This window comes from Anaerovibrio sp., assembly GCF_024697385.1.
GTDB lineage: Bacteria > Bacillota > Negativicutes > Selenomonadales > Selenomonadaceae > Anaerovibrio.
In genome coordinates this window covers 1-2,486 of the sequence record NZ_JAILFV010000156.1, presented here as the reverse complement: position 1 = coordinate 2,486, position 2,486 = coordinate 1, and the positions used below count along the sequence as shown (strand labels likewise).

The window sequence follows — 2,486 nt, the reverse complement described above, 5'->3', positions numbered from 1 at the left end:
CCTTATCCAAAACAGCACCGGCGACTGTACCAATCAGAATTAATATAATAGGGAACAAAATCAGCAATATAGCCAGAGTACCGGAACAATGCTCACTGGACCGTCCATAATCCTCAGATACATCAACGTCCATTTTTTCGTGGCCACACTGCTCTGGAAAGAAATGCTTTACGGTTAACTTGGAATACAGTACACCACCTACCAACGCTGCTGGTACGGCAACAATAATGGAATAGAGAACGAAGGAGCCCACAGAGGCATTTAATGCCCCTGCAACAGCCATTGGGCCGGGGGTAGGAATGATTATACAATGACCGATAATAAGGCCTACGCCCAGAGCTGTTACGAATCTCGCCAATGGAATACCAGTCTTTTCAGATAATTGGCGGGCAAGATTTACAAGGATTACAAAGGCTGCATCAAAATACACCGGAATGGCTACTATAACACCAGTCAATGCCATGGCCAAGGGTGAATTTTTCACACCTATTTTTCGAAGAGCCAGGCTTGCTATTTCTTCTGTTCCACCAGTTTGATACAACAGCTCACCCAGCATTATACCTAAAGCGATTACTATACCTATACCACCCAGTGTACCTCCAAAGCCGGATGATACACTGCTTAAAATTTTTGGTACTGGCAATCCTGCCGCTACACCAATAACCAAGGATGTTAAAATCAATGCCAAAAAAGGATTTACCTTAAACTTGATAATCAGCAGCATCAGTAAAATAATACCGCTTAAGAAAATAACCATTAACAAAAGAATCTCCCCCTTACATAAAATTCTTTTTAGCCTTATAACACTGATGTCATCCCCTGACAGACATCAGCCCCACTTTTCAGTTTAAGCCTTCTTAAATAAATTCATATACGACTCTACCACTTTAGTCATCTGCTTTTCAGCCGCCTTGGTTACAGCTTCAAACCTTGTATTTGCCTCTGTATGGACAGCCAAAAACTCCCTTGCAGTTTTAACACCCGTAGTAGATACTTCAGTATTTATGTTGATTTTCCTTATGCCCAAATCTATTGCCTGACTCAGCAGATTCTCCGGAATCCCTGAGCTTCCATGTAAAACCAATGGAATATTAACAGCCCTGTTGATTTCATCAAGGCGGTTTAAATCCAGCTTCGGTACTCCTTTGTATATGCCATGGGCATTGCCGATAGCTATAGCCAGCGCATCAGCACCAGTTTTTTTGGAATATTCCATGGCATCATTTACTGTCGTAAAGCTCCCTTGCTCTCCAGGATCAGCCGGAGTACCGTCCTCAGGATTCATATATCCCAGCTCCCCTTCCAAGCTGGCCCCCATGCCATGAACAATCTCTGCCACATAACGACTTTCCTGAATATTATCCTCCAATGATTTTGCGGAACCATCATACATAATAGAAGTAAAGCCAGCCTTTAATGCCCTATAAATTGTTTCCTTATTTTTGCTATGGTCAAGATGAAGCACCAGTGGCAAATCACTATTTCCAGCATAATACTTAAACATTGCAGCCATAGCTTCCAACGGCATATGCTTATCATAGCTTTCCCCAAAGGATACAATTGTTGGTGATTGAGTATTACGGGCTGCTGACATAACTGCCTGTAAAGATTCCACATTATACACGTTAAATGAACCAATGGCCATTTTTCTCTCTTCAGCCAATTGCAGAATTTCTCGTAAATTCATCAACATAATTATATTCTCCTATTACTTGGTGCAAAGCATATCCACAACCTTGCGAAGAGTATCAACAGCTCCCACATTGCCTGGGAAAATCACATAGGCCATATTCGGAAATTTGCTCTCAGTGCCAGTTTTCCATACAGGAATACCAGGAGCCACCTGCCCCATAACAATAGCGTGCTTTACAGATAAGCCCTTGGTACCCACGTCACTGGAGGTAATACCGCCCTTTGCAATGAGGAAGCTTGGCTGAATGGATATGCGGTTTACGATACTGGTAATAGCCTCGGAAATCTTTACTGATACCCGCAGTGATTCCTCCTCTGAGCCTGCATCAAAACGTTTGCGTCCTGTATAAACCACAACGGTCTGTCCATTCCGGATATCATTTTCCACTTCCTCAACAATTCTTTTCAGTTCAGCTTCCAGCTTTTCAGGCTCCAAAACCAGCATATGATTAAATTCAATACATTTTACATATGGGCTCTTCTTAAGCTCCTCAAACTGCTTGGTGGTTTTCTGAACATGAGAACCGATAATTATAAGTCCCCCATTATTATTTCCAGGGGCAACCAGCTCATCACGAGTCAGGAGAGGTTTGTCCGAAACACCGCCAATAATCTTTGTAAATGCCGCTGCTGTACGGAACATGAAACTCTTGCCCTTATTCATAGCCTTTATTAAGGCAATGGCAAATACCTTCACATCTACATAATCAACTGCGTTTACAATTACCTTATTGAAGTCTTTAACAGCAAGAAGCTGATCTGAAATTTTATCTACATTAAAATCCCTAAGGTCA

General features: G+C 42.1%; 3 protein-coding genes. All 3 read right to left on the bottom strand.

What is annotated here, in order from left to right; translation table 11 throughout:
- A partial coding sequence (locus K6C05_RS08490; RefSeq protein ID WP_296733629.1) for an SLC13 family permease occupies nucleotides 1–757 on the bottom strand: 757 nt, incomplete at its 3' end.
- Nucleotides 758–847: 90 nt separating this feature from the next.
- Nucleotides 848–1,693 (bottom strand): class II fructose-bisphosphate aldolase, encoded by an 846-nt coding sequence (locus K6C05_RS08485; RefSeq protein ID WP_296733626.1) that lies wholly within the window; start codon nucleotides 1,691–1,693, stop codon nucleotides 848–850.
- A 15-nt stretch (nucleotides 1,694–1,708) separates the two neighbouring features.
- A partial coding sequence (locus K6C05_RS08480) for a nucleotide-binding domain containing protein (protein ID WP_296733624.1) occupies nucleotides 1,709–2,486 on the bottom strand: 778 nt, incomplete at its 5' end.

Coding starts and splice junctions, on each gene's coding strand:
- K6C05_RS08485 (WP_296733626.1), bottom strand. CDS start 1,693: ATGTTGATGAATTTACGAGAAATTCTGCAATTGGCTGAAGAGAGAAAA.